Annotated in this window: 20 protein-coding genes; all 20 read right to left on the reverse strand. The window is 69.4% G+C overall.

Translation table 11 applies throughout. From position 1 onward, the window contains the following. Positions 1–3,051, reverse strand: a 3,051-nt coding sequence (gene ileS, locus ACFU5M_RS28945) for an isoleucine--tRNA ligase (RefSeq protein WP_379054059.1), incomplete at its 3' end; no start/stop codon positions are given. A gap of 273 nt (positions 3,052–3,324) precedes the next feature. Beyond that, positions 3,325–3,525, reverse strand: coding sequence for a hypothetical protein (locus ACFU5M_RS28950; protein WP_084488747.1), 201 nt, complete (start codon positions 3,523–3,525; stop codon positions 3,325–3,327). A 77-nt stretch (positions 3,526–3,602) separates the two neighbouring features. After that, positions 3,603–4,457, reverse strand: coding sequence for a DivIVA domain-containing protein (locus ACFU5M_RS28955; protein WP_379054060.1), 855 nt, complete (start codon positions 4,455–4,457; stop codon positions 3,603–3,605). Between the two features lie 69 nt (positions 4,458–4,526). After that, positions 4,527–4,829 carry a YggT family protein gene (locus ACFU5M_RS28960; RefSeq protein WP_040733487.1) on the reverse strand — a complete coding sequence of 101 codons (303 nt, stop codon included), beginning with the start codon at positions 4,827–4,829 and terminating at the stop codon, positions 4,527–4,529. An 89-nt stretch (positions 4,830–4,918) separates the two neighbouring features. After that, positions 4,919–5,701 (reverse strand): cell division protein SepF, encoded by a 783-nt coding sequence (locus ACFU5M_RS28965; RefSeq protein ID WP_379054061.1) that lies wholly within the window; start codon positions 5,699–5,701, stop codon positions 4,919–4,921. A gap of 105 nt (positions 5,702–5,806) precedes the next feature. Further along, positions 5,807–6,568: a YggS family pyridoxal phosphate-dependent enzyme gene (locus ACFU5M_RS28970; RefSeq protein WP_379054062.1), complete on the reverse strand. Its 762-nt coding sequence runs from the start codon at positions 6,566–6,568 to the stop codon at positions 5,807–5,809. Between the two features lie 61 nt (positions 6,569–6,629). Next, positions 6,630–7,358 (reverse strand): peptidoglycan editing factor PgeF, encoded by a 729-nt coding sequence (pgeF, locus tag ACFU5M_RS28975; RefSeq protein ID WP_379054063.1) that lies wholly within the window; start codon positions 7,356–7,358, stop codon positions 6,630–6,632. Positions 7,359–7,619: 261 nt separating this feature from the next. Beyond that, positions 7,620–8,864 (reverse strand): cell division protein FtsZ, encoded by a 1,245-nt coding sequence (ftsZ, locus tag ACFU5M_RS28980; RefSeq protein ID WP_379054064.1) that lies wholly within the window; start codon positions 8,862–8,864, stop codon positions 7,620–7,622. 352 nt (positions 8,865–9,216) lie between these two features. Continuing rightward, a complete protein-coding gene (locus ACFU5M_RS28985; RefSeq protein ID WP_379054065.1) occupies positions 9,217–9,939 on the reverse strand; it encodes a cell division protein FtsQ/DivIB in 723 nt (240 codons plus the stop codon). 6 nt (positions 9,940–9,945) lie between these two features. After that, the gene (gene murC, locus ACFU5M_RS28990; protein ID WP_379054066.1) at positions 9,946–11,469 is read right to left on the reverse strand and encodes a UDP-N-acetylmuramate--L-alanine ligase; all 1,524 of its coding nucleotides are present in this window, start codon (positions 11,467–11,469) and stop codon (positions 9,946–9,948) included. Further along, entirely contained in the window at positions 11,466–12,572 is a 1,107-nt protein-coding gene (gene murG, locus ACFU5M_RS28995) for an undecaprenyldiphospho-muramoylpentapeptide beta-N-acetylglucosaminyltransferase (RefSeq protein WP_379054067.1), read from the reverse strand. The genes murC and murG overlap by 4 nt, the downstream gene beginning before the upstream one ends. Further along, positions 12,569–13,975, reverse strand: a complete 1,407-nt coding sequence (gene ftsW, locus ACFU5M_RS29000) for a putative lipid II flippase FtsW (protein ID WP_379054068.1) — start codon at positions 13,973–13,975, stop codon at positions 12,569–12,571. Before ftsW ends, murG begins: the two co-directional genes overlap by 4 nt. A gap of 239 nt (positions 13,976–14,214) precedes the next feature. Beyond that, positions 14,215–15,672: a UDP-N-acetylmuramoyl-L-alanine--D-glutamate ligase gene (gene murD, locus ACFU5M_RS29005; protein ID WP_379054075.1), complete on the reverse strand. Its 1,458-nt coding sequence runs from the start codon at positions 15,670–15,672 to the stop codon at positions 14,215–14,217. 47 nt (positions 15,673–15,719) lie between these two features. Beyond that, on the reverse strand, positions 15,720–16,796 hold the full coding sequence (gene mraY, locus ACFU5M_RS29010; RefSeq protein ID WP_062977371.1) for a phospho-N-acetylmuramoyl-pentapeptide-transferase: 1,077 nt from the start codon (positions 16,794–16,796) through the stop codon (positions 15,720–15,722). Further along, the gene (gene murF, locus ACFU5M_RS29015; RefSeq protein WP_379054069.1) at positions 16,793–18,331 is read right to left on the reverse strand and encodes a UDP-N-acetylmuramoyl-tripeptide--D-alanyl-D-alanine ligase; all 1,539 of its coding nucleotides are present in this window, start codon (positions 18,329–18,331) and stop codon (positions 16,793–16,795) included. Before murF ends, mraY begins: the two co-directional genes overlap by 4 nt. After that, the gene (locus ACFU5M_RS29020; protein ID WP_379054070.1) at positions 18,328–19,911 is read right to left on the reverse strand and encodes a UDP-N-acetylmuramoyl-L-alanyl-D-glutamate--2,6-diaminopimelate ligase; all 1,584 of its coding nucleotides are present in this window, start codon (positions 19,909–19,911) and stop codon (positions 18,328–18,330) included. The genes murF and ACFU5M_RS29020 overlap by 4 nt, the downstream gene beginning before the upstream one ends. Positions 19,912–20,216: 305 nt before the next feature. Continuing rightward, entirely contained in the window at positions 20,217–22,112 is a 1,896-nt protein-coding gene (locus ACFU5M_RS29025; RefSeq protein WP_379054071.1) for a peptidoglycan D,D-transpeptidase FtsI family protein, read from the reverse strand. After that, entirely contained in the window at positions 22,109–22,909 is an 801-nt protein-coding gene (locus tag ACFU5M_RS29030; protein WP_379054072.1) for a hypothetical protein, read from the reverse strand. Before ACFU5M_RS29030 ends, ACFU5M_RS29025 begins: the two co-directional genes overlap by 4 nt. Before the next feature lie 127 nt (positions 22,910–23,036). Next, a complete protein-coding gene (rsmH, locus tag ACFU5M_RS29035; protein WP_379054073.1) occupies positions 23,037–24,011 on the reverse strand; it encodes a 16S rRNA (cytosine(1402)-N(4))-methyltransferase RsmH in 975 nt (324 codons plus the stop codon). Between the two features lie 185 nt (positions 24,012–24,196). After that, a complete protein-coding gene (gene mraZ / locus ACFU5M_RS29040) occupies positions 24,197–24,628 on the reverse strand; it encodes a division/cell wall cluster transcriptional repressor MraZ (protein WP_379054074.1) in 432 nt (143 codons plus the stop codon). Positions 24,629–24,990 lie beyond the last annotated feature (362 nt).

Genomic DNA, 24,990 nt, shown 5'->3' on the forward strand with positions numbered 1-24,990 from the left:
CAGGATCTCGCCCGCGATCAGATCACGGTGCGTCTCGGCCCACGCGACCCGCTCCGCGGGAACCTCCAAGACCACGGTGATGCGGTCGGAGACGTCCAGTCCGGCCGACTTCCTGGTCTCCTGCAAATCGCGGATCAGGTCCCGCGCCCAGCCCTCGGCCTCCAGCTCCTCGGTGACCACCGAATTCAGCACCACCAGGCCCGCGTTCCCGGGCAGCGCCGCGGTCGACTCGGGTTCGGCCGCGACCAGGCGCTGGGTGTACTCCTCGGGCAGCAGGGCGATTCCGGCCGCGCGGACCGTGCCGTCGGCCGCCTCGGACCACTCCCCGGCCTTGACCGCCTTGATCACCGTCTGTACGTCCTTGCCCAGGCGCGGACCGGCGGCGCGGGCGTTGACCACCAACTCGAAGCGGCCGTGCGAGTCCACGTCGGCGGTCAGGTCCACCTTCTTGACGTTGACCTCGTCGGCGACGATGTCGGCGAACGGCGCCAGCCGCTCGGCGTCGGCCGCGGCGATGGTGACCTCGGCCAGCGGCAGCCGCACCCGCAGGTTCTGCGCTTTGCGCAGGCTCAGCACCGTCGAGCACACCACCCGCACCTCGTCCATGGCGGCGACCAGCTCCGGATCGTCCGGCAGCTCGCCTTCCTTCGGCCAGTCGGCCAGGTGCACCGAGTCGCCGCCGGTCAGCCCGCGCCAGATCACCTCACTGATCAGCGGCAGCAACGGCGCCGCCAGCCGGCTGACCACCTCGAGCACGGTGTGCAGGGTGTCCACCGCGTCGCGATCCTCGCTCCAGAACCGCGACCGCGACCGCCGCACATACCAGTTGGTCAGCGCGTCGGCGAACGAGCGCAGTTCCTCGCAGGCGCCCGCGATGTCGTAGGTTTCCAGCGCCTCGGTGATGACGTCCCGGGTTCGCGCGAGCTTCGCCAGGATGTAGCGATCGAGCACATGCGGCGAATCCGTGCGCCACACCCCCGGCTTCGAGGCGTACAGCTGCAGGAAGGTCCACGCGTTCCACAGCGGTCGCAGCGCGTGACTCACGCCCTCGCGGATCCCGCGCTCGGTGACGATGAGGTTGCCCCCGCGCAGGATCGGCGAACTCATCAGGAACCAGCGCATCGCGTCCGAGCCGTCCCGGTCGAACACCTCGTTGACGTCCGGGTAGTTGCCCTTCGACTTGCTCATCTTCAGGCCGTCGTCACCGAGCACGATGCCGTGCGCGGCAACGGTCTTGAACGCCGGGGAATCGAACAAAGCCGTCGCCAGCACGTGCAACGTGTAGAACCAGCCCCGGGTCTGCCCGTTGTACTCGACGATGAAATCGCCCGGGAAGTGACTGTCGAACCACTCCTTGTTCTCGAAGGGGTAGTGCACCTGGGCATACGGCATCGAGCCGGACTCGAACCAGCAGTCCAGCACCTCCGGCACCCGGCGCATGGTCGACTTCCCGGTCGGATCGTCGGGATTCGGCCGGGTGAGCTCGTCGATCATCGGGCGGTGCAGATCGGCCGGGCGCACGCCGAAGTCGCGCTCCAGCTCGTCCAGCGAGCCGTACACGTCGACACGCGGGTAGGCCGGATCGTCGGATACCCACACCGGGATCGGGCTGCCCCAGTAGCGGTTGCGGCTGATGTTCCAGTCCCGCGCGCCTTCCAGCCACTTGCCGAACTGGCCGTCGCGGATGTGCTCGGGCACCCAGGTGATCTGCTTGTTGAGCTCGACCATCCGCTCGCGGAACTTGGTGACCGCGACGAACCAGGACGGCACGGCCATGTAGATCAGCGGCTGCCCGGAGCGCCAGCTGTGCGGGTAGGAGTGCTCGATCGTCTCGTGCCGCAACAGCTTTCCGGCCGACTTGAGGTCCTTGATGATCACCGGGTTGGCGTCGAACACCATGAGGCCCTCGTACGGCGGAACCATCGAGGTGAACTTGCCACCCGCATCCAGCGGCTGCACCAGCTCGATCCCGTGCGCGGTGGCGACGTCCATGTCCTCCTCACCGAAGGCAGGCGCGAGATGCACGATGCCGGTACCGGAGTCGGTGGTCACGTAGTCGGCGGTGAGCACCCGGTGGGCGTTCGGGTGGCCGAGGAAGAAGTCGAACGGTGGCGCGTAGGACATGCCGGCCAGCGCGGCGCCGTCGAACTCGGCGAGCACCTCCGGGTTCTCGCCGAACTCCCGCGCGTAGTGCGAAACCCGTTCGGCCGCGAGCACATAGCGTTTGCCGTCGGCGCCGCGCAGGTGCACGTAGCGGACGTCGGGGTGGACCGCGATCGCCAGGTTGGACGGCAGCGTCCACGGCGTCGTGGTCCAGATCAGCGCGTCGGCGCCGTCGAGTTCGTGCAACGGATGCTCCGCGGGCACGCGCAACGCCATATCGACGGTGACCGCCGGGTCCTGGCGCATTTTATAGGCGTCGTCGAGGCGGGTTTCCTGATTCGACAGCGGCGTCTGTTCGTACCAGCTGTAGGGCAGCACCCGGAAGCCTTGATAGATCAGGCCTTTGTCGTACAGCGACTTGAACGCCCACATCACCGACTCCATGAAGTCGGTGTCCAGCGTCTTGTAGTCGTTGTCGAAGTCGACCCAGCGGGCCTGGCGGGTCACGTAGTCGCGCCATTCGCCGGTGTAGCGCAGCACCGACGATTTGCAAGCCGCGTTGAATTCCGCGAGCCCCATCGCGTCGATCTGTGATTTGTCCGTGATACCGAGCTGCTTCTCGGCTTCGATTTCGGCGGGCAGTCCGTGGCAGTCCCATCCGAATCGCCGATCGACCCGCTTGCCGCGCATGGTTTGGAAACGCGGGACGAGGTCTTTGACGTATCCGGTGAGCAAATGTCCGTAATGCGGCAGACCGTTGGCAAAGGGCGGCCCGTCATAGAAGACGAATTCGGCTGCGCCGGAACGGTTTTCGATGCTCGCGCGGAAGGTGTCGGCGGCCGCCCACGCGTCGAGCACGCGGCGCTCCATCTCGGGGAACGACGCCCCGTTGCCGACGCCCAGGTCGACGCGCGGGTACGCGCTGTTGCTGGAAGTGTGGTCCGCCATGGCGGATACGTCTCCTCGTGCCGTGTGTCATGGGCACGGGGACGATGACGGCGCCCGGTGCGCCGAAACCGCGGTACCACCCCGCTTGTCCGGCGTGACGAACTCCGGACCTCTCATTCGCGAGCTGTGACGGGCTCACCCGTTCGGTTCTACTGAGCGCACCGCCCGCAGGCCATATCGCCGTTCTTCCGAAGGCTCCCCGGTGATGGCCGGATCGACGCCGTATTCATGTTTGATTCTAGCCGCAGCGGTCAACTCAGATTGGAGAGCACGTCAGCGTTTGGCATGACGACCAGGAGGCGGTGGGGAATCACCGTCCGGACTCCGCATGGACAAAGCGCTCACCAGCAGAAGCATCGCCCCGATGACGCACACCACGATGCAACCCCACGCCCAGATCACCGAACCGGTGGTGAGCGCGGCCACGAGCAGGGCGAAACCGATCGCGGCAAGGACGAGTGTCAAGACGAGCATGGTGACCCCCAAGGCATGCCGGGCGGCTCGACAGTTCCTCTAACGGTATGCGAACTGCTGTGCTCGTGCGCGGCGTGCTACTTGCCGCCCTTGGCGAACGATGCCGGCGCGAGGTTGTTCGCCGTGTTGGCGTCCGCGAACGCTTCGCCGCCGTCTACCGGAACAGCCGAGCCACGGTTCTCCAGCTCCTCGAGCTGCGACTCCAGGTACGACTTCAACCGCACCCGGTATTCCCGCTCGAAGGTCTTGAGCTGCTCGATCCGGCTCTCCAGCACGCTGCGCTGCTGAGTGATGGTCGCCATGATCTCGGTGTGCTTGCGCTCGGCGTCCGCCTGCAGCGCGTCGGCCTTCTCCTTGGCCTGGCGCAGCTGGCTGTCCGAGCGGGTCTGCGCGTCCGACAGCATCGCGTCCGACTTCTGGCGGGCGTCGGCGATCATGGCCTCCGACCGCGTCCTGGCGTCCCCGACCAGTCGCTCGGAATTCGCCCGGGCATTCGACAGCAAGCTCTCCGCCTCGGCCTTGGCATCGCTGGTCAGCCGATCCGCCATCTCCTGGGCGAGGCTGAGCACCTTGGCGGCCTGCAGGTTCGCGTCCGCGCCCGGCGCGTCCTTGGCCACCGGCGCGGCGGGCATCGGAGCGGGCGGCGCGGCGGGAACCGGGGGCTTGATCGGCTCCGGCGGAGGCGGCGGTGCCTGCGGAATCGGTGCTTTCACGGTGTTCGCCATCGGGCCGCGATTCTTCTTCGCATCGGCCAGTTCAGCGTCGAGTTCGGCGACCCGCTGGCGCAGATCGGCGTTCTCCTCGATGAGGCGCGAGAGCTCCTGCTCCACGAGATCCAGGAACGCGTCGACTTCATCCTCGTTGTAGCCGCGCTTCCCGATCGGCGGTTTGCTGAACGCGACGTTGTGCACATCGGCTGGGGTCAGCGGCATGGAAGGATCCCTTCACGCGTCTTTTGGAGATCTAGCAGATCTAGCAAGCTGTCTTCTCGGCCCATTCTGTCACACCGGAGCTACCGGTTGCCCGAGCCTGCCCACGATCGACATCAGGATGAAGACGATGAAAAGCAGGACCATAATCGACAGATCCAGGCGAATTCCCCCGAGTGACACCGGGGGTATCAACCGCCGCAGCAGTTTCACCGGAGGGTCGGTGATCGTGAAGATCACCTCCAGGATGACGACCACGACACCGGTAGGACGCCAGTCTCGGGCAAAGCTACGGATGAACTCGACGATCACCCGGCTGATCAGCAACAGCCAGAAGATGAACAGTACGAAGTACAGCACCGCGAACAAGGCCACGAGTTCACTCTGCCGTAAAAATCGCTTCGCGCAAAATGACCGCGCCGCACAACCGGCGACCGGTCCGCTTCACCCCCCAGATCACAACCTTATTTCTGGTTGTAGAAGCCGGTTTCCGCGATGCGCCTGCGTTCTTCCGCTGATACGTCGACATCGGCCGGTGAGAGCAGGAACACTTTCGTCGCCACCTTGTCGAACGACCCGCGCAGCGCGAAGGCCAGCCCCGCCGCGAAGTCGACCAGCCGCTTGGCGTCGGCGTTGCTCAGATCGACCAGATCCATGATCACCGGATTGCCCTCGCGGAAGCGTTCACCGATGATCCGAGCCTCGCTGTAGTCGCGCGGGCGCAGCGTGGTGATCTTGGACAAGGGGCCTCCGTCCTCGAAGATCCCGGGCCGCCGTACCGGGGCGGGCTCGGGACGCACGCGCTCCTCCAGCCTGCGCTCCTCGGCGTCGGGATCGACGGCGAGCGCGCCACGAGTGGCGCCGCGCAGCGGTGGCGCGCTCCCGCCCGCCCGGAAGCGGCCGGACGGTGCGGCATCGATTCGGGTCGGACGCCGGGGCGCGTCGTAGCGATCGTCACCGTAGGGCTCGTCGGCGTAGTCGTCGCGTCGCGACACCGAGTAACCCGCCTTGTAGGGCGACTTGTAGGCGGGCTCGGGGTAGTCGACGTCGTCGAAACGACCCGCGCCGTAGCGGTCGTCGCCGTAGCGGTCGACGTAGCCGTCGCGGTCGGAGTAGTCACGGGGCCGGGGCCGGCGAGCACCGCGCTCGTCTACGCCTCGGGGAGCGCGATCGTCGACGTAGTCGTCTTCGTAATCCTCGAGCGGAACCATGCCGAAGTACGCCTTGAACTTGTGCAGCGTGCTCATTGGTCGACCTTCCTTCGGCCCCGGTGGCGGCCGGGTGTTGAAGTCTTGCTCAGCCCTCGTCAGATCCCAGCATATGTGTCGAATGTGACTGATGAGGTTTCTTTGCTAGCCCGAGGTTATCGGTCGCATACCCATCAAGGCGGTACCGACACGCACAACCGTCGAACCGTGTTCGATCGCGCATTCCAGGTCGCCCGACATTCCCGCGGAAAGCTCGGTCGCGTCCGGATGATCGGCGAGCAACAACGTGTGCAACATCGCAAGTCGCGCAAATGCGGCATCAGACTCCGCCCCCAAGGGCGGAATGGCCATCAGACCCGACAAACGTAATCCCGGCGCGTTCGCAATCCGTTCGGCCAGTGCCGGGAGATCCGCCGCCGCGAGACCCCCTCGGGTGGGGTCGTCGTCCAGGCTCACCTGGAGCAACACCCGGAGCGGTTCGGTGCGCTCGCCCGCCTCCGACGCAGCCTGAGCACCGGCGTCCAGAGCGGTTGCCAGACGTTCGCTGTCGACCGAGTGCACGGTGTGCGCCCAGCGGGCCACACCCCGGGCCTTGTTCCGCTGCAACCGCCCGATCATGTGCCAGCGAATGCCGGAGAGGTCTTCCTCACGCAGGGCCGCGACCTTCGCCGCGGCCTCCTGCTCCCGCGACTCGCCGAACTCGCGCCGGCCGAGCCGATGCAGGATCGCCACGTCGCCGGCGGGGAAGAATTTCGTCACCGGCAGCAGCCGCACCGAATCCGGCGCCCGGCCCGCCGCGCGACAGGCCGCGTCGATGCGGGCGAGCAGGCCCGCCAGGTTGGCCGACAGCTCGGCGGTCCGGGTCGCTTGTGTCGCGTCCACCACGCTCTTCGCTTCGGTGTTCATGCTCGTACCCCTCCCACGCGCGGCTCCGGTGCCAGGCGGAGGGCGACGGCGTCGCACGCGCTCATGCGCCGGCCTCCATCCAGATCACTCCCCCGATCCGGCCGGTCGGCGCGCCACGGCGATGACTGAACAGGGTGCGGTCCTCGATGGTGCAACGCGGGTCGACCGCGATCGCACCGATGCCCGCCTCGGTGAGCTGCCGGGAGATGCCCGCGCGCAGATCCAGGCCGGGGGTCCCCCGCACCGTGGTGGTCGCGCTGCCGGGCAGATGCGCTTCGACGTCGGCGCGCATGGCGGCGGGAACCTCGTACTGACGGCCGGAGGCGGCGGGCCCGAGAAAAGCCCCCACCCGGTCCAGGCGCGCACCGACCGACACCATCGCCTCGAGCACGCGCGGCACGATGCCGATGCGAGCGCCGATCCGCCCCGCGTGCACCGCGGCGATCACGCCCGCCTCGTCGTCGGACAGGAGAACGGGTACGCAGTCGGCGGTGAGCACGACCAGCGCGAGCCCCGGCACGGTGGTCACCAGCGCGTCGGTGGCGGGGACCGGTTCGGCCCGCGGGCCGTCGACGATCTCCACGGCGCGGCCGTGGATCTGTTCCATCCAGACCAGGCGCTCGGGCGACAGGCCGATCCCCTGGGCCAGCCGGTCGCGGTTGCGTCGCACGGCTGCCGGATCGTCGCCGACGTGGTCGCCGAGATTGAACGAGTCGTAAGGTGGCGCCGAGAAGCCTCCGGACCTGGTCGTAGTCACCCGTCGGACAGTGATGGTCGGCGCGATCGTCATGGCGACGAGCGTAGTGGCGCTCGGCGAATGGCGTCGAAATGCCCAGGTAGAGCGCGAAAATCCCCCCGGGTGGTAGCACTTGCCGTGCGGGCGCCCCGGCGCCCGGTCCCGCCCGGCCCCCACGCCGGCCTTCCCCCGAAATCATCGATCGACAGTCGAACTCCGGGACACCACTCCCCGTGTCCCTTCGCGAGGTCCCGGCGCGGCCGGGATCGCGCTGTGCGATCGGTCCCGGCCTGCGCCGGAACCGCACTCCAGCGCTCAGCCCCTCCGCATGAACGACGGCACGTCCACGTCGTCGTCATCGTCGCCGGCATCCGGCGGCGTGATGTGCGAGCGCGTGTTGCTCGTCACCGTCGGCTCGCCCAGGGTGCGCTGCCGTTCGGTGTCCCGGTAGCTCGGCAGCGTGCCGCGGCCCGCCGTGCTCGCGCCGGACGTGCTCGGTGTGCTGTCGCTGCTGCGCGCCGCGACCTCACTGGCGCGGCTCTGCCCGAGCTCGCCGGAGCGCGCCGTGCCGATCGTGCTGCGACCCGGAGTCTCGAAGGTGCGCCGGGCCGGGCCGCCACCGTCGAAGCCCGCCGCGATCACGGTGACCCGGACCTCGTCTCCGAGCGAATCGTCGATCACGGTGCCGAAGATGATGTTGGCCTCGATGTGCGCGGCTTCCTGCACGAGCGACGCCGCCTCGTTGATCTCGAACAGACCGAGATCGGACCCGCCCGCGATCGACAGCAGCACACCGTGCGCACCGTCCATGGACGCTTCCAGCAGCGGTGAATTGATCGCCGACTCGGCCGCTTTCACCGAGCGGCCCTCCCCACGCGCCGACCCGATGCCCATCAGCGCGCTGCCCGCGCCGGACATCACGCTCTTGACGTCGGCGAAGTCGACGTTGATCAGACCGGGGGTGGTGATCAGATCGGTGATGCCCTGCACACCGTTGAGGAGCACCTCGTCCGCGGAACGGAAGGCGTCCATCAGGCTCACCGCCGCGTCGCCGAGCTGCAGCAGCCGGTCGTTCGGGATGACGATCAGCGTGTCGCACGACTCGCGCAGCAGGTTGATCCCGACCTCGGCCTGGTTCCCACGCCGCTTGCCCTCGAAGGAGAACGGGCGGGTGACCACGCCGATGGTGAGCGCGCCGAGCTTGCGGGCGATCTGCGCGACGACCGGGGCGCCACCGGTACCGGTGCCACCGCCCTCGCCCGCGGTCACGAAGACCATGTCGGCGCCCTTGATCACCTCTTCGATCTCGTCCTTGTGGTCCTCGGCGGCCTTGCGCCCGACCTCGGGGTCAGCGCCGGCTCCCAGGCCACGGGTCAGTTCGCGGCCGACGTCGAGCTTGACGTCGGCGTCGCTCATCAGCAGCGCCTGGGCGTCGGTGTTGACCGCGATGAACTCGACACCTTTGAGTCCTTGTTCGATCATCCGGTTGACGGCATTCACACCGCCGCCGCCGATACCGACGACCTTGATCACCGCAAGGTAGTTGTGCGGGGGCGTCATGGGCTCTCGCCTTCCTTCGATCTAAAGCCTGTCGTTTCCGGATTCTCGGCACACCGCTCGTGGGCCCGTTCCGGAGGCCGGGTCGCTGCGAGGAGCGACCCGCGGCTCGGGCAAACTGTAAAGCTCAACCATAGGGTTAGCGTTATGTCAAGTATCCGACTGTTGCGGAACGCTATTCGCAGCCGACGCGATACGCGCGCAGGCGCGCCGAAACGAGAGCCAGAATCTTGCGTGATCCCGCTCGTTTCGCCGCTCCACACGTCGTATGGTGAACGGTTGCCCCCCGGCCCCCTTCTCCGCGCCGGAATCACTTCCGGACTGCTGAAAATAACCTGGGCACAATGGGTGTGAATCACTTTACCGTGACCAGATTGGGACTCGACACATCGAACACCGTTCCGGGGCGCGTCAACAACGGCAACACGACCGCCGCCTTTCGCTCGGCGTCGTTGCTCCCGCCCCAGAGTACCGTGCGGCCGTCCTTCAGATTCAGCGAAATATCCGAAATGGACCGCGCCGCAACCTCGCTCACCTGAACTGCCAGCGCAGGCGGCACGATGGCGAGTATCGAAACCGCCGCCCTGGTCACCGGATCGGCGCCGCCGGGATGATCGGTGATCAACTTCGGCACGCCGATCGGCGCGGGCTCGACCGCGAATTCCACGCCGTCGGCGTCCAGTAGATGCGCGCCTTGCGGGCTGTCGTAGAACAACACGGCCGTGCGCTCGTCCACAGTCACCCGGACCGTGGACGGAAATATCCGCTGCACCCGTGCCGAGCGCACCTTCGGAATGCTCACCACCCGCCGGGCGACGGCATCGGTGTCGATTCGCAGCATCGAGCGGCCGGAGGGAATTTCGAGCAGATCCCGCACCTGTTGCTCGGGTACCGCCACCGCCCCCTCGATCCGCACGCTGCGTACCGACAGCGCCGGGGTGAACCAGGCGATGGCACAGAGCACTGCAAGAACGCACACGCTCAGCAATCCCCACAGGCGAATTCGGCGCCAGTCGATCTCGCCGAACCGATCACCCACGCGGCGCCCGGCCGCGCGCGCCGAATCGACCCCGCGCACGCCGGGTCACCGTCCGTGCTGGGGACGCGCCCGTAATCCGTCGAGAATCTGGCTGCCCAGCATCGTCACGTCACCGGCGCCCATGGTGATCACCACGTCGCCCGGCAACGCCAGCCCCGCGACCTGACGCCCGACCCGGGACATGTCCGGCTGGTAGTGCACCGGCTTCGTCACCGACTGCGCGACCAGCGCACCGTTCACGCCGGGCAGCGGTTTCTCCCGCGCGCCGTAGACGTCGAGTACGACGACCTCGTCGGCCAGGCTGAGCGCGGCGCCGAAGTCCTGCGCGAAAGTGGCGGTCCGGCTGTAGAGGTGTGGCTGGAACACCACGATCACCCGACCCTGCCTGGACCGGGCGCCGTCACGGGCCTCCTGCTGGACCAGTTCGGCGGCCGCGCCCAGCACCGCACGCACCTCGGTGGGGTGATGGGCGTAGTCGTCGAACACCCGTACGCCGTTCTCCCGGCCGGCGAACTGGAACCGGCGGTGCACACCTCCGAACCCCTCCAGGCCCTGGATGATCTCCCCCACGTCGGCGCCGGTGGCCCGGGCGGCGAGCAGGGCGCCGAGCGCGTTGAGCGCCATGTGCCTGCCCGGCACCGACAGGCGCAGCGTGCGCGGCGCGGCCTCGTCGGCGAGCTGGAACTGCACGATGCCGCCGACGTCCCGCGGCTCCCAGCTGTGCAGCCGGGCACCCACCGAAACCGGCGCGTCCGCGAGGTCACCGGAGCCGTAGCCGAGGACCTGGACGTTCCGTTCGGCCAAGCGCTCGCCGACCCGCTCGGCCAGCGCCCGCGAGCCCGGATCGTCCAGGCACACCACCAGCAGGCCGCCCGCGGCGAGCCGATCGGCGAAGTCGTCGAAGACCTGCACGTAGGCCTCGTCGGAGCCGAAGAAGTCGAGGTGATCGGACTCGATGTTGGTGACCACGGCGACATCCGGGTCGTATTGCAGCAGCGAGCCGTCGCTCTCGTCGGCCTCGGCCACGAAGATGTCACCGGTGCCGTGGTGGGCGTTGGTGCCCGCCTCGTTCAGCTCGCCGCCCACCGCGAACGACGGGTCGACCCCGCAGTGTTGCAACGACACGATGAGCATCGAGGTGGTGGAGGTCTTGCCGTGCGTACCGGAGACGAGCAGGGTGCGATGCCCTCGCATCAGCGACGCCAGCACGGTGGGGCGCAACAGCACCGGGATCTCGCGCCGGTTGGCCTCGACCAGTTCCGGATTGGTCTTCGGGATGGCCGCGTAGGTGGTGACCACCGCGGTCGGGCCGCCGGGTAGCAGATCCAAGGCGGTGGCGTCGTGCCCGATCCGCACCTGCGCGCCGCGCGCGCGCAGTGCGAGCACGCCCCGGCTCTCCTTGGCATCCGATCCCGAGACCGCGCCGCCGCGGGCGAGCAGAATTCGCGCGATGCCGGACATCCCGGCCCCGCCGATGCCGACCATGTGCACGCGCTCCAGCTCCGGGGGCAGCCCGGTCCGTTCGGTGACGGCGTCCGGCGTCACCCCGTCGGCGGTGGTGTCGCTCATCGGCGCGCCACCTCCATCGCGATCCGCGCCACCTCGTCGGCGGCGTCGCGGTGCCCGGCGCCTGCGGCGGCCCGGCCCATCTCGATCAGCCGTGCGGGGTCCATGAGCAGCGGAATCACCTCATCGATCACGTACTTCGGCGTCAACTCGGAGTCGGGGACAATTCTGCCACCACCTTGGCGCACCACCGGCCGGGCGTTGAGTTCCTGCTCCCCGTTGCCGTGCGGCAGCGGCGCGTAGAACGCGGGCAGCCCGACCGCGGAGACCTCCGCGACGGTCATCGCGCCCGATCGGCAGACCACCGCGTCGGCGGCGGCGTAGGCGAGATCCATCCGGGACAGGTACGGCACCGCCACGTACCGGGCACCGTCCGCGCCTGCGGAGTCGTCCACCTCCAAGGTGTTCTTGGGGCCGTGCGCGTGCAGCACCGAGATACCCGCGGCGGCGAGCTGCGGCGCGGCGCCGGAGACCGCCTCGTTCAAAGTTCGCGCTCCCTGCGAACCGCCGAAGACCAGCAGCACCGGTCCTTCGGGCGGCAGACCGAAGTGCGCCCGCGCCTTGGCGCGGAGTGCGGGGCGGTCCAGTGCGGTGATCGATTCCCGGACGGGGATGCCCACCACGCGCGCGTTCGGCAGACCCGAGTCCGGCACCGCCGCCAGCACCCGCGCGGCGCGGCGGGCGCCGACCTTGTTCGCGATACCGGCCTTGGCGTTCGCCTCGTGCACCACCACCGGCACCGGCCGTCTCCGGCGCAGCACGCCCGCGCCCGCGGCGAGATACGCCGGCAGCGCCACGTAGCCGCCGAAGCCGATGATCACGTCGGCCTCGACCGTGTCGATGACCGCTCGGGTCGCGGCCACCGAGGCGCGCACCCGGGCGGGCAGCCGCAGCAGATCGGCCGTGGGTTTACGCGGCAGCGGGACCGGAGGGATGAGCTCGAGCGGATAGCCGCGTTCGGGAACCAAGCGAGTCTCCAGGCCGCGTTCGGTGCCCAGTGCCGTCACCCGGATCGAATCGTCGAGCCGCCGCAACGCGTCCGCCACCGCCAGCGCCGGTTCGATGTGGCCCGCCGTGCCGCCGCCCGCGACGATTACCGAGATCACCTAGATCTTCCCCGTTCTCTTGCGTGATTGACCGGATAGCTGGGTTCCCAAGCCCTGGTGGCGCGCGCCGAACTGGTGCCGCGGCTTTCCGGCGAGCGGCGCCGCGGCGGTTCCGCACCGTACCGCCCGCCTCGCCCCCGCGGGAGCGCCGACGGTCCGCGGTCGGCCGGTCTCGGCGCCCTGCCGCGGCGGCCCGAACTCGCCCGGGCCGGGGCGTACACCTCGGGTTTGGGCAACCGCAACAGCCTACTGAAACGACCGTCCTGTCCGGCGTGCAGCGCCGCGACGGCCTCCGGCTCGTGTCGAGCGGCGTTGGCGATGAGCCCGAACATGAGCAGGGTGATCGCGAGCGATGAGCCACCGGCCGACACCAGCGGTAGCTGCAGCCCGGTGACCGGCAGCAAACCCACCACGTACCCGATGTTGATCATGGCTTGCCCGGCGATCCACGTCGTCGCGGCGGCGGTGAGCAGTCGCAGGAACGGATCCGCCGACCGGCCGGCGATGCGCAGTCCCGTGTAGACGAACAACGCGAAGAGTCCCAGTACCAGCGCGCAACCGAGAAAACCCAGTTCTTCGCCGATGATCGCGAAGATGAAGTCGTTGTGCGCGTTCGGCAGATAACTCCACTTGGCGCGGCTCTGCCCCAGCCCTCTGCCCCAGATCCCCCCGTCTGCCAGGGAATACAGAGCTTGTCGAGCTTGGTAGTTGTCGCCCTGCGGATCGGAGCCAGGGTTGAAGAAGGACCGGACCCGATTCGACCGGTAACCGGCGGACATCGCGAGCACGCCCGCGGCCACGACGCCGGAGACCGCGATCGTCACGAACAGCCGGACCGGCAGACCGCCGAACCACAGCAGGGCGCCGAGGATGATCCCGACCGCGACCGTGGTGCTGAGATTCGGCTGGACCACGATCAACAGACACACCAGTACACCCGCCGGGACGAGCGGAACCAGGATGTCGCGCAGACTCGAACCGCTCGCGCGCCGGGAAACCAGCAAGTGCGCGCCCCAGACGATCAACGTCACTTTCACGACTTCGGAAGGCTGCACCGAGACCGGGCCGAGGATCAGCCAGCGGCGGGCGCCCTGCACGCGGGTGCCGATACCGGGAATGAGGACGAGCACCAGCGCCAGCACCGACATCGCGAACAGCGGGAACGACGCTTGGCGTAAGAGGCGCAGCGGAACCCGCAGGGCCAGGTAGAACAAAACGGCGCCGATCGCCGCGAACAGAGTCTGCTGGATGAACAGCGAGTACGCCGACCCGCCTTCCGCGTACTCCACGACCCCGGAGGCCGACAGGACCATGACGAGTCCGAGCGCGGTCAACAGCGTCGCGATGGTGACGACAAGGTGGAACGACGCGAGCGGCCGTGCCAGCCACGCTCCGGGCCCCATGCCCGAGGCTCGGCTCCGCTGTGGCGGCGAGCCTGCCTTCTGAGCACCCGCTTTCGCCGTCGCCCGCGCGCCGTTACCTTTACCCACCATGCGCCCCCCGGTTCACCGTATGTCGTCGCAGCCGGAGCATCGCTGCCCCACCTCGGCGCCGGACTCGACTCGGCGGGGACCCCGCTGATCCGCGAAAGTGGTTCGAGCGACCGGAGTGGCGTCCAGGACCCACCCTCCCCGGTCGGTGGTCATCGCAAACCTCCGATGTCGGTGGTTCCCAGGTCCCGGTCTTCCAGGGCGTGCACCGCCGCGGCGAAGCTGCGGCCCCGGTGCGTGTAATCGGCGAACATGTCCAGCGACGCGGCGGCGGGAGCCAGCAGTACGGTGTCGCCGCGGCGGGCGAAACCGGCGGCCGCTCGCACGGCGCGCGCCATGACGGCGTCGGCCGCGGCGGTTCTCGACGCTTCGTCACTCATCTGTGCATCGTCTCCCGCGATCAGCTCGACCACCGGGACCTCGGGCGCGTGTCGCGCCAACGCGGCCGCGAGCACCGGCGCGTCGGCGCCGATCAGCACCGCAGCGACCAGACGGTCGGCGACCTCCTCGACGAGGTCCTCGACGTGTGCGCCCTTGAGCTGGCCGCCGGCCACCCAGACCACCTGCGGATGCGCCAGGATCGATGAGCGCGCGGCATGCGGATTGGTGGCCTTGGAGTCGTCGATGAACTCGACGCCGGCCAGCTCGCGGACGAACGCGGCGCGGTGCGGGCCGACCTTGTGCTCGATCAAGCCCTCCCGGACGAACTGCGGTGCGACATCGATCGCCCTGGTCAGCGCGGAGGCGGCGAGTGCGTCGGCGACGCCCGCGGGACCCGGCGGGCTGATGTCGCCGACCTCGGCCAGGATCGCGGCCTTGGTGAACGCGCGATCGAGCAGCTTGCCGTCCACCACGCCGAGCTCGCCGTCGGCGGGGACCCCGACCCGGAACCCGACGGTCCGGCGGGCCTTGGACTTGCGAGCCAGCGACGCCGCGACCGGATCGTCCAGGCCGACCACGCCGACCCGGCCGACGAGTGCCCTGGCCTTGGCGGCGGCGTAGGCGTCCAGGCCGCCGTGCCAATCGAGGTGATCCTCGGCCACGTTGAGCACCACGCCTGCCTCCGGGCGCACCGACGGCGCCCAGTGCAGCTGGAACGACGACAGCTCGACCGCGAGCACCTGCGGACCGGGATTGCGCCGCAACGCGTCCAGGATGGGAAGGCCGATGTTGCCGCAGGCGACACTGGCGATACCGGCGGCGCGCAGGATGGCATGGGTCATCTGGGTCGTGGTGGTCTTGCCGTTGGTGCCGGTGACGACCAGCCATTTGCGAACCGGACCGTAGATCCTGGCCTGGTCGACCCACCAAGCGAACTCCACGTCACCCCACACCGGCGTGCCCTCGGCCACCGCGGAGGCCAGCACCGGCGAGTCCGGCCGCCAGCCCGGGCTGGTGATCACCAGCGCGAACCGGCTCCAATCGGTGTTCTCCAGCTCCGCGGTGGTGGCCACGTCCAGGCCGAGCCCGGCCGCCTCGGCCAGGGCGGCGGCGCCACCGTCGGTGACCACCGGGCGCGCGCCGATGTCGCGCAGCGGTTCGACCAGCGAGCGTCCCGATACTCCCCAACCGGCGACCAGGACGTCGCGGCCGCGCAGGAATTCCAGCATGGGCCCCGGTGAACGCAGGGCCCGCGGCGAATGTTCGACCATCTCGTTCACCCGACCGCGGAGAGGTATTCGCTGTAGAACAGCCCGAGCCCGACGGCGGAGGCCATCGCGGCCAAGAGCCAGAACCTGATGATCACCGTCGTCTCGGCCCATTTGCTGAGCTCGAAGTGATGGTGGAACGGCGCCATCTTGAACAACCGGTTGCGCGTCGTGCGGAAGACGGCGACCTGCAACACCACCGACGCGGTCTCGGCGACGAACAGCGCGCCGATCACGATCATCAGCAGCTCGGTCCGGGTGGTGATGGACAGGCCCGCCAGCAGGCCGCCCAGCGCGAGCGAACCGGTGTCACCCATGAAGATCTTGGCGGGAGCGGCGTTCCACCACAGGAACCCGACGCACGCTGCCGCGCCCGCGGCGCAGACCAGGGCGAGGTCCAGCGGATCGCGCACGTTGTAGCAGCCGGTCTCCGGCTTGGTCTCGCAAGCGTGGTAGTACTGCCAGAACGTGATGATCACGTAGCCGCCCAGCACCAGGCTCATCGATCCCGCGGCCAGCCCGTCGAGTCCGTCGGTCAGGTTCACCGCGTTCGACCAGGCGACGACCACGAAGCAGACGAAGACCAGGAACACGACCACACCCATGGTCACCGTGCTGATGTCGCGCACGTAGGACAGGTGCCTGCTGGCGGGGGTCAGCCCGCTTCCGCCGCGGAACTGCAAGGCGAGAATGCCGAAGATCACGGCCGCGGACAGCTGGCCGAGATACTTGCCCGCCGCGGTCAGACCCAGGTTGCGTTGCTTGCGGATCTTGATGAAGTCGTCGACGAAACCCACCGCGCCGAGCGCCGTGGCCAGGCCGAGCACCAGCAACGCCGATGCCGACGGCCCATCGGCGTCGTAGCCGATGCCGATCAGATGGGAGCCGAGGTACCCGGCCCACATGCCGACCAGGATGGCGACGCCGCCCATCGTCGGGGTGCCGCGCTTGGCCTGATGGCTGGCGGGACCGTCGACCCGGATCTCCTGCCCGAAGCCCTGCTTGGCGAACAAGCGGATGAGCAGCGGCGTCAGCAGGATCGACACCGTCAGCGCGATCGCCGCGGCGAAGAGAATCTGTCTCATCCTGCTGCCTCCGTGTCCTGTCCCGCCCCGCTGTTCGCCGCGCCGCCGCGTGCGGTCACGACGCCCGGGTCGGTCAGATGCTCGGCGACCTCCCACAGGCCGACCGACTTCGATGCCTTGACCAGCACCACGTCGCCGGGGGCGACTTCCTTGTCCAGCAGTGCGATCGCCGCCTCGATGTCCGGTACGAGGATCGATTCCTCACCCCAGGACCCTTCCATCACCGCGCCTTGGTGCAGCGCGCGGGCGGGCCTTCCGGTGCCGACGACGACCACCCGGCTGACGTCCAGCCGCACCGCGAGCCGCCCGATGGCGTCGTGCTCGATGACCGATTCCGCACCGAGTTCGGCCATCTCGCCGAGCACCGCCCAGCTGCGCCGCGGCGTCTCGGCCGTGCGCGCCATGCTCACCAGCGCTTTGAGCGCCGCGCGGACCGAGTCCGGATTGGCGTTGTAGGAGTCGTTGACCACCGTGATCCCGTCCGCGGTGGTCCGCACGTCCATCCGGCGGGCGGACGCGGCGCGCGCACCCGACAGCGCCGCGGTGACGGTGTCGAGGTCCGCGCCGCATTCCAGCGCGACCGCGATCGCCGACAGCGCGTTGCCCACCTGGTGCTCGCCGTGCACGGCCAGGCGCACCGGGGCGCTGCCCGCGGGCGTGTGCACGGTGAACGCGGCCCTGGCTTGGTCGTCGAGCCGGATGTCGGTGGCCCGGATCTCGGCGTTCGCGGCCTGGCCGACGGTCACCACCCGCGCCGACGTGCGCGCGGCCATCGCGGCGACCTGCGGATCGTCGGCGTTGAGCACGGCCAGCCCGGTCGGCGGCAACGCCTCGACCAGTTCGCCCTTGGTCTTCGCGATCGCCTCGCGGCTGCCGAACTCGCCCAGATGCGCGGTGCCGACGTTGAGCACCACGCCGATACTCGGCGGCGCCACCTCGGCCAGCGCGGCGATGTGCCCTGGCCCCCGCGCGGACAGCTCGAGCGCCAGGAAACGAGTGCTCGCGTCGGCGCGCAACGCGGTCCACGGGTGGCCGAGTTCGTTGTTGAACGAACCCGGCGGGGCCACCACCGTGCCCAGCGGCGCCAGAACGGCGGCCAGCAGATCCTTGGTGGAGGTCTTGCCGGACGAGCCGGTGACGCCGACGACGGTGAGTCCGCCCTCCGCGGCCAGACGCGACACGCTGGCGCGGGCCAGCGCGGCGAGGGCGGTCAGCACGGCAGCGCCGGAACCGTCCGAATCGTGGCTGAGCGCAACCGAACTCGACGGCACGGCGCCGCGGGCCGGGGTGACCACGATGGCGGGCACACCCACCGGTCGCGCCGCCAGCACCGCCACCGCGCCCGCGGCGATCGCCGCGCCCGCGTAGTCGTGGCCGTCGGAGCGCTCACCCGGCAGCGCCAGAAACAGATCGCCGGATCCGATTCGGCGCGAATCGAATTCGACCGCACCGGTCACTCGCACCTCCGGGTCTGCGACGTCGTGCAGCGTGCCGCCGACGACTTCCGCGATCTCCCGCAGTGTCATCTCGATCATGAAACCGTCAAGTCCTCCGCGTGGTTTCCTTGCGGACTGTGTCTTTCCAAGACGGCCGCGAGTACGTCGCGGTCGTCGAACGGGTGCTTCACGCCCTGGATCTCCTGCCCTGCCTCATGTCCCTTGCCCGCGATCAGCACCGCGTCACCGGGGCGCGCCCATGCCACCGCGGCCGCGATGGCTTCCGCCCGGTCACCGATCTCCCGCACCTCGCCGCGTTCGGCCGCCGGGACCTCCAGCGCACCGGAGCGCACGGCGGCGCGGATGGCCGCCGGGTCCTCGGTGCGCGGATTGTCGTCGGTGATGATCAGCAGGTCGGCGCCGCGCGCGCCCGCGGCGCCCATCAGCGGCCGCTTCGCCGCGTCCCGGTCACCGCCCGCGCCGATCACCACCGCGAGCCGTCCGGCGGTATCCGCCGCGAGATGCCCGCGCAGCGTGGCGATCACGGACTCCAGCGCCGCGGGCTTGTGCGCGTAGTCGACGATCGCCAGGAAGTCCTGCCCGCGCTCCACCCGCTGCATCCGGCCGGGCACGTCCACGGTCGCCAACGCAGGCGCCGCAACCGACGGCTCGACGCCCGCCGCGGCGCACACCGCTACGGCGAGCAGGCCGTTGGCGACGTTGTAGTGGCCGGGTAGCCGCAGGCGCACGGGAATCTCTCCCTGCGGACCGGCCGCGGTGAAGTCTTGTTCGCCGCCATGCGCCGACACCGCGCCGGTGACGCTCCAGGCGGCGGTCCGGGTGGTCGACACGGTGACGGGGTTCGCCAGACCGGCGGCCAGCCGCCGCCCCCACTCGTCGTCCACACAGACCACGGCGGTGCGCGCGGCGACCGGCGAATCCGGTTCGAACAACTTGCGTTTGGCGGCGAAGTAATCCTCGAAGTCGGCATGGAAGTCGAGGTGGTCCTGGGACAGGTTGGTGAACGCGCCCACCGCGAAACGCACCCCGTCCACCCGGCCCAGCGTCAGCGCGTGGCTGGAGACCTCCATCACCACCGCGTCCACGCCCTGCTCGACCATCAGCGCGAACATCGCGTGCAACTGCGGCGCCTCCGGGGTGGTCAGCGCGCTCGGCACCCGCCTGCCGCCGATCCTGGTCTCGATGGTGCCGATAAGCGCGGTGGACAGCCCCGCGGCGGCCAGACCCGCCTCCACCAGATAGGAGGTGGTGGTCTTTCCCGAGGTTCCGGTGATACCGACGATGCGCAAGCGCTCGGACGGATTGCCGTAGATCGTCGCCGACAGCTCGCCGAGCACCGCCCTCGGGTTCTCCCGCACCAGCACTGGCACCCCGAGGGGGCCGGCCAGCTCCGCGCCCGCCGCGTCGGTCAGCACCGCGACCGCGCCCCGGGCGACCGCGTCCCGAGCGAAACGCGCGCCGTGCGCGCGGGCGCCGGGCAGCGCGGCGAACAGATCGCCGGGCAGCACGGCCTCCGAGCGCTGCTCGATGCCGCTGACCGACACGCCGTGTGCAGCCGATTCGGGGCTCGTCGCGGCCCCGATGACGGCGGCCAGCGACGCCAGCGGCGTTGACGGCTCGTGCTCTGGCCGCAATGCGCGCGGTTGACCGGACTGCACAGAAACCAGGCTCCTTTCGGGGGGCGGGGATCGACGTGTCAGGTTACCGGCGACCGGTCACGGCGGGACCATGCGCCCCATCGCAAACCCGGGGAAGTCGCCCACCGCACCCTACGGGTTCGTCCACCCGGTCCGGACCGCGCCACGCGGCACCCGGACGCCACCGGGTGAGGACGCGGCGCGCCCGGCGGTCCGCCACGCGCCCACGCACCTCGAATACCGGACTCACCTGCTGTTTCCTCCGCACAGATCCGATGTCTTCGCTACCGATCGCACACCCCGGTCACACCGGGCCGGAAGCTCGATCACCCCGCCTGCAGGACGAATTGCCTGGACGGCTGCGACGACGGCGGAATGCGGTCGCGCTGCAGCGCCCATGAGGCGATGTTGTGGAACAGCGGAGCCACCGAACCGCCGCCGGAGCCGTCGGAACTACGGACGGGCGCGTCGAGCATCAGTCCGATCACGTACCGCGGATTGTCCGCGGGGACCATGCCCGCGAAGGTGATCCAGAACGACGACGTGGAGTAGCACCGGCAGTTCCGGTCCACCTTCTGCGCGGTGCCGGTCTTGCCCGCCACCTGGTAGCCCGTGATGGCCGCGGGCCATCCGGTGCCGTTCTGGTTGGCGTTCATCGGGTCACGTTGCACCACCGCCTGGAACATGGTCCGCAGCGTGGCGGCGGTCTGCTTGCTCACCACCCGCACACCGTCGGGCTGGGTTTCCTCGGAGCGCGTGCCGTCCGGCGCGATCTTCGCCCGGACGATCCGCGGCGGGATGCGGACGCCGTCGTTGGCGATCGCCTGGTACATACCTGCCATCTGCAGCGCCGTCATCGAAAGACCTTGGCCGATCGGGAGATTCGCGAAGGTGCCGCCGGACCACTGATCACGGTCGGGCATCAGGCCCGCGCTCTCGCCCGGCAGGCCGATGCCCGTGCGCTGCCCGAGCCCGAACCGGTGCGCCATGTCGGCGAAGTGGTCCTCACCCACGCGCTGCGCGAGCATCAGCGTGCCCACGTTGGAGGACCTGCCGAAAATGCCCGTGGTCGTATAGGGCTCGACGCCGTGCGCCCAGGCATCGTGCACGGTGACCCCCGCCATCTGGATCGCGCCGGGCACCTGATGCACCTCGTCCGGATCGGTCAGGCCGTATTCGATGGCCGCGGCCGCCGTGACGATCTTGTTCACCGAGCCCGGCTCGAACACGTCCGTGACCGACGGGTTGCTCAGCTGGGCATTGGCCCACTTCTTCGGCCCCAGGTCCGGGTTGAAGGTGTTGTCGTTGGCCATCGCCAGGACCTGCCCGGTCTTGGCGTCCAAGACGACGGCCGAAGCGGAACCCGCACCGGACACGTCCTTGGCCTGCTGTACCTGCTGCTGCACGTAGTACTGCAGATCCGAGTCCAGGGTGAGTTCGACGGCGGACCCGTTGACCGCGGGCTGTTCGTCGCGCCAACTGCCGGGGATGACCGCGCCGTCTGAACCGCGATCGTAGGTGTGCGATCCGTCGGTACCGGCCAGCACCGAGTCCAGCGAGGACTCGAGCCCGACCTGGCCGTGTCCGTCCCAGCCGACGGCGCCGACGACGTTCGCCGCCAACGAGCCGCCGGGATACACCCGCGGGCTCTGCTGATCGGAGCCCACCTGCGGGAACTTCTCGGTGATCTCGTCCGCGAGACGAGGATCGACGTTCTGGGCGAGGAAAACGAACTGCTCGTCGCTGTTCAGCTTCGCGAGCAGGTCCGCTTCCGCGGGCGCGTCTTTGCCGAGCTTCTCGTGGATGGTGCGCGCGATGTCGCGCAGCCGCTGCTCCGGATCGGGCGCCTTGTCGCTTTTCGCCTTGGCATCCGCCAGCTCCTTCCGGACGGCGACCGGCCGGAAGTGGAGGGCTTTGGCAGAGACGGTGAAGGCCAGCGCCTTGCCGTTGCGGTCGTTGATCGGCCCGCGAATCGCCGGATCGGGCTGATGGGTGGTGCGCTGGCTGGCCGCCTGCGCGGACAGTCCCGGCGCGGCCACGCTCTGCACCCACAGCAGTTGTATCGCGACCACCGCGAGCGCGACGAGCATGACCACGCGGCCGACGCCGAGACGCAACCGGAGCGGACCGTCCGAGACAGCCGTGGTGGATGGCCGCCTGTCCGTGGCGCGCGCCGCCGCGGGCCCGCGTCGCCTGCGTGGCGCGGGCCTGGGATGCGTCACTGCGGCACTCCGTCGGGCACCGGTTGCGGCGAAGGCGCTGCTTCCGGCTGCGGCGAAACCGCTTCCGCGGGGGACTGGGGAACAGGGGCCTGCGACGTGGGCGAAGCCGCGGCCGATTCGGGCTGCGGCAGGACGGCCGCCGCGGGCGGCGTCGGGACCGGGCGGCCCGGAGCGGGCGCCGCGTTCACCTGAGCGTTGTTCTGCGGCCCGGCGTTCGGGCGGCCAGGCACCGGGGCAGCGGGCGTGGTGGTGACCGGAACCACCCGCTCCCCCTGCGGCGACCGCCCCGAAGGCGAGGCGTTCAGCGGCGGCACCGGAGTGCCCTGGGCCGGGGTGGGCTTGCCGATCACCGTCACCGAGCCATCCGGCCCGATCAGCAGCCGGGCCGGGTCCTTGGCGGGGATCATCCCCAGTTCCCGGGCCCGCAGGGCCAGCTCCGGCGCAGAATCGGCGACCTCGACCTCGCGTTGCAGGGCCGCGCGCTCGTCGGCCAGCCGCCGGTTCGTCGCCCGCGCGTCGCCGAGCTGATAGCTGTCCTCGGCGGCGCGGGTGGTCAGCAGCAAGGTGAGCGCGAGACCGCAGCCGAGCAGAACGAGGATGGCCGTGACGAACGGGATGCGCGCGGCCATCGCCGAGCGCCGCATGGTGGGCAGAAACGCGGCGTCCGAACCGCTTTCGGCACGCATGCGCCGCTTCGCGTAGGCGCGCTGCGCCGCGCCCGATTTCACCCGCTCGGCATCCTGGACCCGCCGGGCGACCCGGCTCGTCGCTTCGACGGTCCGCGTCCGCACGCTCATCGATTCCCCTCCTCTGTCCTCCCGGGACGCCGGATCGACACAGCACGCCGCTGTCTCATCCGGCCTCCGATATCTCCGCGGGACATCCGCGCCCGACCGGCGCGATGCGGCGCCGGGCACTGCTCGATCACCGCGCCTCCTGGATCCGCTCGGCGGCGCGCATGCGTACCGGGGCCGCTCGGGGGTTGTCGTCGATCTCCTGCTCGGTCGCCTTCTCCGCGCCGCGGGTCAGCATCCGGAACTCCGGCCCCATGCCGGGTAGCTCGACCGGCAGATCCACCGGTGTCCTGGACGCGGTGTGCGCGACCAGCTCGTGCTTGACCACCTTGTCCTCCAGCGATTGGTAGGACATGACGACGAGGCGGCCGCCCACACGCAGCGCGGCGAGCGCGGCGGGCAGCGCGGCTCGCAAGGAGTCGAGTTCGCCGTTGACCTCCACCCGCAGCGCTTGGAAGGTGCGCTTGGCCGGATGGCCGCCGGTACGGCGCGTCGCCGCGGGGATCGTGGCGTACAGCAGCTCCACCAGTTCGGCGCTGGTGGTGAACGGTTTGACCCGGCGGCGGCGGATCACCTCGGAGGCGATCCGGCCGGCGAAGCGTTCCTCGCCGTAGGTCTTCAGCACCCGGGCCAGATCGCCGTGGCTGTAAGTGTTGAGCACGTCGGCGGCGGTGAGCCCGCTGGTCGGGTCCATCCGCATGTCCAGTGGGGCGTCGACGGAATAGGCGAAGCCGCGATCGGCCTCATCCAGCTGCATCGAGGAGACGCCCAAGTCCATCAGGATCGCCGAGACCGAACCGGTGGCCGGCAGTCCGGCCTCGGTCAGCGCGTCGGCGATGCCGTCATAGCGGGTGTGCACCAGCGTGATTCGGTCCGCGAACGGTGCGAGCCGCTCACCGGCCAGCTTCAAGGCGGTGGTGTCGCGGTCTAGACCGACCAGGTGAAGGCCTGGGTAGGTGCTCAGGAAATGCTCGGCATGACCGCCGAGACCGAGTGTCGCGTCGACGTAGACCGCGCCCGGCTCGGCCAAGGCCGGACCGAGCAGCGCGTCGGCTCGCTCGAGCAGAACCGGAACATGGCGGGGACCGCGCTGTTCACGGTTCACCTCGACCTCCCGGAGTCCTGGCTCGTGTCATCGCGCACCGCGCACGGGTCGCCTTGATGCAGAGTGCTTTCGATACGGATTACGAATGCCCCGTGGTCTCTGACCGAACTTCGGCACCTGGCGTCGGGGAAGTACGTCAGGGTCCGCGTCCGGGCAGAGACCGCGCGGCACTCGTTCGCCCGCGGCTAGAAGATTCCGCCCAGCGACTCGTCTCTGGCTTGCGAGAAGTCCTCCTCGTGCTCGGCGAGGTAGGACTCCCACGCCTGCTTGTCCCAAATCTCCAGGAAGTCGACCGAACCGATCACCACGCAATCCCTTTGCAGGTTCGCGTAGCGACGATGGTCGGCGGACAACACGATCCGGCCCTGCGCGTCCGGACGTTGCTCGTCCGTTCCGGCCGCGAGTGCCCGGACGAACGCACGGGCCTGCGGATTGCTTCGAGACGCGGCCGCGGCCCGCCGGGCGAGCGCGGTGAACTCTTCTCTCGGGTACACGGCAAGGCTGTGGTCCTGCCCCTTCGTGACCATCAACCCTCCCGCCAGATCGTCTCGAAACTTCGCAGGCAACGTGAGTCGCCCCTTGTCGTCCAAGCGAGGTGTGTAGGTACCGAGAAACATCTCGATACCTCCCTAACGATCACCTCGATGGTCGGCCCTTCAGTACTGCGCGCTCCACATTACCCCACTTTCCCCCACTTTCAATCGAAACAAGCGGTGATCTGGCTCCCGACTCAGACGATTCCGCAGGTCATTCCAGCTATCACCGCCGTGGAGAACTTTTACGAGTTCTGCCGACACGCGCCCACCCCTGGGACAAACGCCCGAAAACACCCAGCAAACTCCTTGGTGACCCCGTTTGAGGGAGCGCTGTGGGGGAAGACTGTGGGGCGGTGTGGGGGAAGGGGGAAGTCCGATTCGAGGATCATCCGTGACGCGATCGGATACACACGCGAACCGGCGACGCCGCACCATCACGGTGC

Origin of the sequence: Nocardia sp. NPDC057455 (assembly GCF_042802775.1) — a bacterium.
Lineage (GTDB): Bacteria > Actinomycetota > Actinomycetes > Mycobacteriales > Mycobacteriaceae > Nocardia.